This window comes from Falsihalocynthiibacter sp. BN13B15 (assembly GCF_041205415.1).
GTDB classification, from domain to species: domain Bacteria; phylum Pseudomonadota; class Alphaproteobacteria; order Rhodobacterales; family Rhodobacteraceae; genus Falsihalocynthiibacter; species Falsihalocynthiibacter arcticus.
Genome location: NZ_JBGFCE010000035.1, coordinates 1 through 7,534 on the forward strand (window position 1 = coordinate 1; position 7,534 = coordinate 7,534).

Genomic DNA, 7,534 nt, shown 5'->3' on the forward strand with positions numbered 1-7,534 from the left:
CCTCAAGCGCCACAGAAGCTTTAAACTTGTCTGAAAAGTTCCGTCGTTTCGTCATTCTCGTATCCATTCTCTTGTGTTGGATACACCTTAGCACCTTGTCCAAATTTGCCGGACCACTTCAGACTGAACCAAACAGGACCCTCTGTCCAAAGATGTCCGGAGGATATCTGCTTCAACTCCGCGTCTGGGAGGGTCACTTCATAGAAGCGTTTATCTCGTACTTCGTAGACATCATTGTTCATCATGCTGCGTCGCTCCTCTTACTAGCCAATGAGACTACGCCGACAATGATCAATCCAGTCATAATCAATCTTACGCCCGCGCCGAATCCATAGGAATTAAGCATCGAGACGACGAGGAACATGAATAGTGACGCTCCCCAAATGCCTGGAATGTTGGAGTTGCCACCACCAATTGAAGATCCACCAATGACAACAACAGCAATGGACATCAGCATGTATTCTGCACCCATGTTCAATGCGGCCCCGCCGGAAAAATTAGCCAACAAGAAGCCCGCAAGCGAGGCACACATCGCACAGCTTACATAGACTCCAAATCGAACCAAGCTAACGGGAACGCCGCTGAGTTGAGCCGCACGAAGATTCTGTCCAATTGATAGTATCCAACGACCGGCGATAGATCGTTCCACTAGAATCCAAGCAAAAAAGGCCAAGAAGAGAGCAACTAGAGCCACATTAGGGATCCCTAAAATCCCACCAGTAGTGAAATCCGCCAAAGCTTCGGGAGGCTTAACTCTGATGCCTCGATTTGACCAAATTGCTAACGACTGAAAGATGAAAGATGCAGACAGTGTTGCGATAATCGGAGGAATCCGCAAAAGCAAAATGAGACCGAAGTTAAACAACCCACATCCCAATCCGACGGCTAACGCGACAAACACTCCAGGGATGATCAGACTGTTCTCTGTATCCATGAACTTAAGCGCAAGCGTTGCTGAGAGAGTCATATTCGCTGGAATTGAAAGATCAACATTTCCTGGGCCAAGGGTGATTACTAGCATCTGCCCGACACCTACGATCGCAGCGAAGGAAGCAAATGTAGCGGCAGAGTATGCAAGCGAAGTTGCGCCCTGCCCGCCCGAAAGCAACATGGTCATCGTGAAGGCAGCCAAAGCTGCTACAAACGCCCATATCCAAGGTTTTGAGATGATTTTTTTGACTATTTTTAGGGGACCGGAGCCGCCTTTTAAGTTTGTTGCTGAGCTCACGACATGCGCTCCTTTCTCGTAAAGAAGAGGCGAACTGCTAGAACAAGGATCAAAATCGCTCCCTGAGACCCAATTTGCCAGTCGGACGAAAGCCGTAAGAAGGACAAGAAACTAGCTGCAAGTGTTAATGTCAGAGCACCAATAACCGCCCCAATCGGTGAAACACGCCCACCCGTAAACTCTCCCCCGCCGAGTATGACACCAGCAACAGAAAGGAGGGTATATCTCAGAGCTATGTTTGCATCGGCGGACGTAGCAAGACCTACTAACGCCATCCCCGACAACACACCGAATAGGCCAGCTAATGCATAAGCAGAAGCTTTGAGCTGTATGAGAGACCATCCAGATCGAGCCATCGCCCTATCGTTCCCTCCGACACCTCGCAGAAGAACTCCAAATGAAGATCTTTTTATGAGCATATGGGTGAGAAAAGCGATCAAGATGGGTGCAATTATCGCCATCGGTATAAGCGGCGGCTTTGATTTCATAAGGAACCTAATCCACTCAGGAGACGAGCCGCCGGGTGATGGCAAGATCAAGACCGCAAGGCCGCCCCAGACGAACGACATCCCGAGGGTAACGACGATTGCTGGCAGGTTTCTTGCTTGAATGATTGCGCCAATTGCTGCGTATCCACAGATGGCAGCGAAAAGAACAGCATACCCAAGTAGAGGCGTATCCTGAACTAATGTCGCTGTTACACACGCGCAAAAGCTGACGAACGCGCCAATTGAGAGATCAATGTCATTGACCATGATGATCATCATTTGAGCTATTGTCGCCAAAGCAACGGGAACAGCCAAATTGAACAAAAGATTTAGGCCAAAATAGCTCATGGACCGGGGTTGCAGGTAGCAAACAGCCGCTAGCAGGGCTGCCAACGAAATCACTGGTAACAATATTCTAAGTGTATCTTTGTTCATCCTGTAGTCTCCCGAAACTCAAAGGAAGCTTTGAGGATGTTCTCTTCATTGATATTTGATCCAGTGAGTTCAGCTGAAATTTCACCATCTCGGAACACAAATACCCGATCGCACTGGCAAACCTCGTCTGTCTCAGTTGAGTACCAAAGGAAGGTTCTACCATCCCCGGCCTCTCGCTTTATCATCTTGTAGACATCCTGCTTTGTTCCGACATCAACACCACGCATGGGATCGTCCATCACAACAATTGGAGCAGAGGAGGCCAATGCTTTAGCGAAAAGAACCTTTTGCTGGTTCCCGCCAGAAAGAGACAAAATAGGATTACTTACGTCATCTGTGCGAATGCCAATACGATCTTTCCAAGAGGCAACGAGCGTGGATTCGGCTTCCTTGTTGACGAACCAGTTTCCACTGAATTCGACAAGAGATTTAAGAGTCAAATTTCTCGCTATCGACCACAGAGGCATAATGCCATCACGCGTTCTATCTCCGGCGACAAATGCCGCTTGCGGAGCTTTCTTTGCCCGCCATGCTGATGTCTGCGTAAGATAGAAATTTGCTAGCGCTTCAGCTTGGCCATGACCAGCAAGACCGGCCAAACCAACAATTTCGCCTTTCCGTGCTTTGATGCCCGGCGGTGCATCAACGATTTGGTCGCCCAATGTTTTATCGTTGCGGGCAGCGGAAGTGGAGGTAGAACCACCCGCAACGACGTGACCCATGGCATCGACTAAGCTCTGACGGGAGAAGTCGGAGGTCGGTCGGTCTTCGGTCACTAGGCCGTCCTTCATCACGACAATACGGCTCGCGACTTCAAAAATTTCGCCCATCATATGTGTGATAAAAACGATGGTTCCGCCATTGGCGCAAAATTTCTTAATATGTTCGAGCAGTTGGGCTGCGATGGCTGCATCAAGTGATGATGTAGGTTCATCTAAAATAACCATTGATGGAGCTGAATCACGGAGCGAGAATGCAATTGCAATCTCTACCATTTGTCGCTCAGCAATGGTTAGGTCGCCAACCGTAGTATCGGCTTTTATACCGTGATCAGGAAAAATTTCATTCAAGGATTCAATAACTCTTAGCCGCGCAATTTTGCGCCAGCCAGCTGTCTTCATCCCCTTGTAGGGAACTCGAAAATTTTCGAGCACCGTTAAGTTTGGGCACAAAGACAGTTCTTGGAAGACGCTCCGAATTCCGGTCTCATGGGCGAGAATTGAATTTTTGGAGGGCAGTCCCTTGCCCATCGTTTCCGGATACTCAACCGATCCAGAAGTCGGCGTTAGCCTGCCGTTGATTACGTTGACAAGCGTCGACTTGCCAGCACCGTTATGGCCAACCAGTCCAAGGCATTCGCCTTCGGAGAGGGTTAAGCTAACTCCGTCAAGTGCGCGCACGGCCCCAAAGACCATGCGCGCGTCTTGCAGAGCAACCACTGGTGAGGGAGGCTCGCCGGTTTTTGCATTTGCATTCAGCATAGAGAAGTTTCTCGCTCTTAATTTGCCGCTTCGATAGCCGCAATTGTGTCTTCAAGCGAATACTCTGTGTTGGCTACAGAACCTTCAGGCGTTGTTTTCAAAGCGCTATCAAGCGATGCTGGAGTCACGGTCAGGAACGGGACAACCATATCTTTTGGAACTTCGTTGCCGTCAAGAATTTGCTGAGCCACCCAAAATGCCAATGTGCTCATGCCAGGCGCAATAGAAAGTGACGTTGTTTCGTAACCACTTTCGTCGCGCGCTTCTTGCCACCAAAGCAACTCATCTTGCCGATTGCCCATGATGATCGTTGGGAGTTCGCGATCTGTTGCCAAGAAAGCTTGTGCAGTGCCATATCCGTCACCACCCTGCGTTGCCACTGCGACAACATCTGGTAGAGTTGGAAGTACACCAGCGACTGCTTTCTGCGCGACGTCTTGCGCCCAGTCACCATGAACTGATCCTACAATCGTGAACTTTCCGTTCTCTGCGACAGCCTCTTCAATGCCCGCATGAATTTCATCATCCACAAAGACGCCAGCAAGACCACGGATCTCTAGAATGTTTCCGCCTTCAGGGAAACGTTCTGCAAGATATTCGATTTGTGAGCGGCCCATGCCGCGGAAATCGACGGCGATACTCCACGCGCAATCCGCCTCAACAATACCGTCGAAGGAAACGACGATAACACCAGCGTCACAGGCTTCCTGAACTGCGCCGTTCAAAGCAGTTGGTGAAGCAGCGTTCAAAACGATTGCATCGTAGCCTTGCAAGATCATGTTTTGAATCTGGGCGGCTTGCTCCGTCGCTTGATTTTCAGAAGTTGTGAAAGCATCTGCAGCCGCGATTAGGCCCGCTTCGATAGCTGCGTCGCCATTTTTGCTCCAGCTTTCGAGCATTGCTTGACGCCAGGAGTTACCCGCATAGTTGTTTGAAAGTGCAATGCGTTTTTCTGATGTGTCAGCAAAGGCAGGAGCCGATGCAACGATGGTTAGCCCGGCGGTAGCGCCAAGCAGAAAAGTCTTAAAAGTCATAGTTCCTCCACTGAGCGACCTCCCGCCGCTCTCCATTAATATCAGTGCCGCAATTATGGCGGTAACCCATAATGAAGCTTGTTCATGATGGGTGACAGAGTAACCCCCGCAGAAAAGAATGCGGATTCCCGCATCTAATATGCGGATGCCCGCATTCTATTGGTGAAGTTGATGTCATAGCATGAGGTTAGCTATTCAAGAAAAGTATCAAATGTCAAAGTCTGCAAACTACCTCAAAATCTCGAACCACCTTGCTGGAAAGCTGGATATTCGCGACGCACTCTGCTCTGTGAAAGATGTAATCGAGCGGCTGATCAAGGTCGACCATTTGGATGTCTGCTTGATAGATGAAGATCGTCTTTGGAACACAACGTTTGAAGTAGGGCTAAGAACAAGGTGGGGTTCATCAAGGTCATTAATTTCTGCATCGCCGGTCAAAGAAATCCTGATGGGGAACTTAGACGCAATGATCACTGGGGATGCCACGACGGACGCACGATACATATTCCCCGGTGCGATGAGTGAACCCATCACCCGGCATTCGTTGAGGAGTCGCGTGAATGTCGCCATGAAACTTCATGGAAGAACGATTGGGTCGCTAAACTGCTCTTCAAAAGAAGAAGACGTTTATGACGAGGACACAATAGAAGAGGTTCGCAACATAGCTGACGTGCTTTCACCATATTTCTTAGCCTTGCGGTCGAACGAACGAGCTAAGAACGAAGCAATTGCCCGGACGGAAACCTTGATGCGTGAAGAGGGCCTAATTCGAGGGGCTCTCAGTTTAACAGAAGCCCTAGAACAAGAACGTCAACGCATTGGTATGGATCTGCATGACCAGACGTTGGCCGATTTGACTAGGATCGCCCGAGACTTTCAAACGATTAAGTCAATAGACAAAATAGGTGAAATTCATGATCGGTTGCAAGTATGCATTCAAGGTTTACGAGAGATAATTGATACCTCGATACCTTCCATCTTGGAGCTATTTGGATTTCAACACGCTATCCGCACGCACCTTCAACAAGCTCTCAAAACCAGTTCGGGCGTTGAGACCGAAGTCACCGACGAGACTCAGGATCAAATCGACCATCTTCCGGCAGCTATAAGAACTGCGCTCTACAGGATTGTACAAGAAGCAATTAATAATGCTGTCATGCACGCGCAGGCCTCGGCCATACGGATAGTGATATCACGATCTGACAAAGGTGAGTTGATCATTCAGGTTCAAGATAATGGTCAATTTTCGATCAACGACCCATCGAGAGTTGGCTCTGGGGGGCTAGAACACATGCGGACGCGGGCGCGCCTCATAGGAGCACTGTTCACGCTTGACGAAACTGATGGCACATTGATTGGGGTCGTTTTGCCGCCAAGGGCCGTCGATCCTGAGAGGGGAAGCGCATGAAAGTTCTACTCATCGAAGACGATGCTATGCACTCAAATTACATGATGGGAATGGTGCACGCTGCTCTACCTGAGGTGGATGAAGTTTTGGTCGCCAGGAACGGCAAGGATGGCGAGAGACTGGCTCGTGATCAGGATGTTTCGCGCGTCATCATGGACCTTCGTATGAAGGAGCGAAATGGCATCGAGGCAGCAAGGACAATATGGGCGGAGCGTCCCAACACGAGAATTTTGTTTTGGTCGAACTACTCCGATGAAGCTTATTTGCACGGCATAACTCGTATTGTCCCGAACGGTGCAGCTTACGGTTACCTGCTCAAAACTACGAACGAAACGAAACTACAATTGGCTCTACGATCTGTCTTGGGAGAGGGGCAAGTCGTTGTCGATAGGGAAGTTAATCACTTTCAAACGGGTCAAAAGCAAACCAGCAATATGCTCAATGATGTAGAGCTAACGATATTGATGGATGTGGCTCTTGGCTTGCCAGACAAGTCGATTGCCGAACGTCGAGGGCAATCGCTGAGAACAATCCAAAACAGACTATTATCAATCTATGATAAACTGGAAGTCGAACTGGGTGGCAGTAAAGACGTTGGAGTCAATAAGCGCGTGCGAGCGATCGCCCAAGGTGTGAAAAGACAGATTATCAACAGCGAAAGCATAGAATCTGCAGAAAAAGAGCTGACTATTTGGTTGTCAGCTCTATGATTGAGAGTGGACTTGTCGCGGTTTAGTTCCGGCCTCTTTCGAGCTATGTTTGCTATGAAGGAGACAAAAAATGGCACCGAGACACACAGGCGTGATGCGGTGCGGATTGGCACGACCAGTGGCTTAACGCGGCCCCAGCTTTCATCAGATTTGGTGGTTGGGCATTCGACGCTGAATAATTGGGTTCAACAGCTGATCTGATTGCCGAGTTTGCGCGGTCCAATCAGAAAGATTTCAATCGCCTCTCTGCAACAATCGGACAAGATCACGCCAAAGCAGGACGCGACTTGGCACAGGTTACCAAACAGATAGACGCCATTATCGATGCAATTTCTAATGGGATGCTCCAGCAGAGCATGAAGGCCAAGCTCGCAGAGACGGACAGAAATCCGCCCGTTCTGCTCCACCCTGGCCTCGCGGATATGTATCGCAGCAAGGTGGCCGACCTCACAGACGCCTTTAATGAGCCTAGCACAAGGACAGAAACTGGCGAGATCATCCGTAACCTCCTCACCAGTATCACCCTGATCCCAGACGGGGATACCTTGGCTATTGAACTTGCTGGATTGTTATCTTTGGGGAACCCTAGAAACGCAGAAAGCCACCCGAAGGTGGCTTGTTCTGTAACAATGGTTGCGGGAGTCAGATTTGAACTGACGACCTTCAGGTTATGAGCCTGACGAGCTACCGGGCTGCTCCATCCCGCGACGCTTAGGCATTTTGCCTTAGTTCGCATCCCAGTTTTTGTAA

Annotated in this window: 6 protein-coding genes and 1 tRNA gene; 2 read left to right on the forward strand and 5 right to left on the reverse strand. The window is 49.4% G+C overall.

The features are described 5' to 3' along the window. Nucleotides 1-241 precede the first annotated feature (241 nt). From AB9F26_RS21770 to AB9F26_RS21785, 4 genes are read right to left on the reverse strand one after another with little or no spacing between them, the layout of a single operon-like run. On the reverse strand, nucleotides 242-1,228 hold the full coding sequence (locus AB9F26_RS21770; RefSeq protein ID WP_369757940.1) for an ABC transporter permease: 987 nt from the start codon (nucleotides 1,226-1,228) through the stop codon (nucleotides 242-244). Next, on the reverse strand, nucleotides 1,225-2,151 hold the full coding sequence (locus AB9F26_RS21775; RefSeq protein WP_369769077.1) for an ABC transporter permease: 927 nt from the start codon (nucleotides 2,149-2,151) through the stop codon (nucleotides 1,225-1,227). The genes AB9F26_RS21770 and AB9F26_RS21775 overlap by 4 nt, the downstream gene beginning before the upstream one ends. Continuing rightward, the gene (locus tag AB9F26_RS21780; RefSeq protein WP_369769078.1) at nucleotides 2,148-3,632 is read right to left on the reverse strand and encodes an ATP-binding cassette domain-containing protein; all 1,485 of its coding nucleotides are present in this window, start codon (nucleotides 3,630-3,632) and stop codon (nucleotides 2,148-2,150) included. Before AB9F26_RS21780 ends, AB9F26_RS21775 begins: the two co-directional genes overlap by 4 nt. 17 nt (nucleotides 3,633-3,649) lie before the next feature. Next, nucleotides 3,650-4,666 (reverse strand): ABC transporter substrate-binding protein, encoded by a 1,017-nt coding sequence (locus AB9F26_RS21785; protein ID WP_369756316.1) that lies wholly within the window; start codon nucleotides 4,664-4,666, stop codon nucleotides 3,650-3,652. 181 nt (nucleotides 4,667-4,847) lie between these two features. Between AB9F26_RS21785 and AB9F26_RS21790 the strand changes: the two genes are divergently transcribed. Beyond that, on the forward strand, nucleotides 4,848-6,074 hold the full coding sequence (locus tag AB9F26_RS21790) for an ATP-binding protein (protein WP_369757938.1): 1,227 nt from the start codon (nucleotides 4,848-4,850) through the stop codon (nucleotides 6,072-6,074). Further along, on the forward strand, nucleotides 6,071-6,784 hold the full coding sequence (locus AB9F26_RS21795) for a response regulator (protein WP_369769079.1): 714 nt from the start codon (nucleotides 6,071-6,073) through the stop codon (nucleotides 6,782-6,784). Before AB9F26_RS21790 ends, AB9F26_RS21795 begins: the two co-directional genes overlap by 4 nt. Before the next feature lie 630 nt (nucleotides 6,785-7,414). Here AB9F26_RS21795 and AB9F26_RS21800 read toward each other — a convergent pair. Further along, nucleotides 7,415-7,491, reverse strand: a tRNA-Met gene (locus AB9F26_RS21800). Between the last annotated feature and the right edge of the window lie 43 nt (nucleotides 7,492-7,534).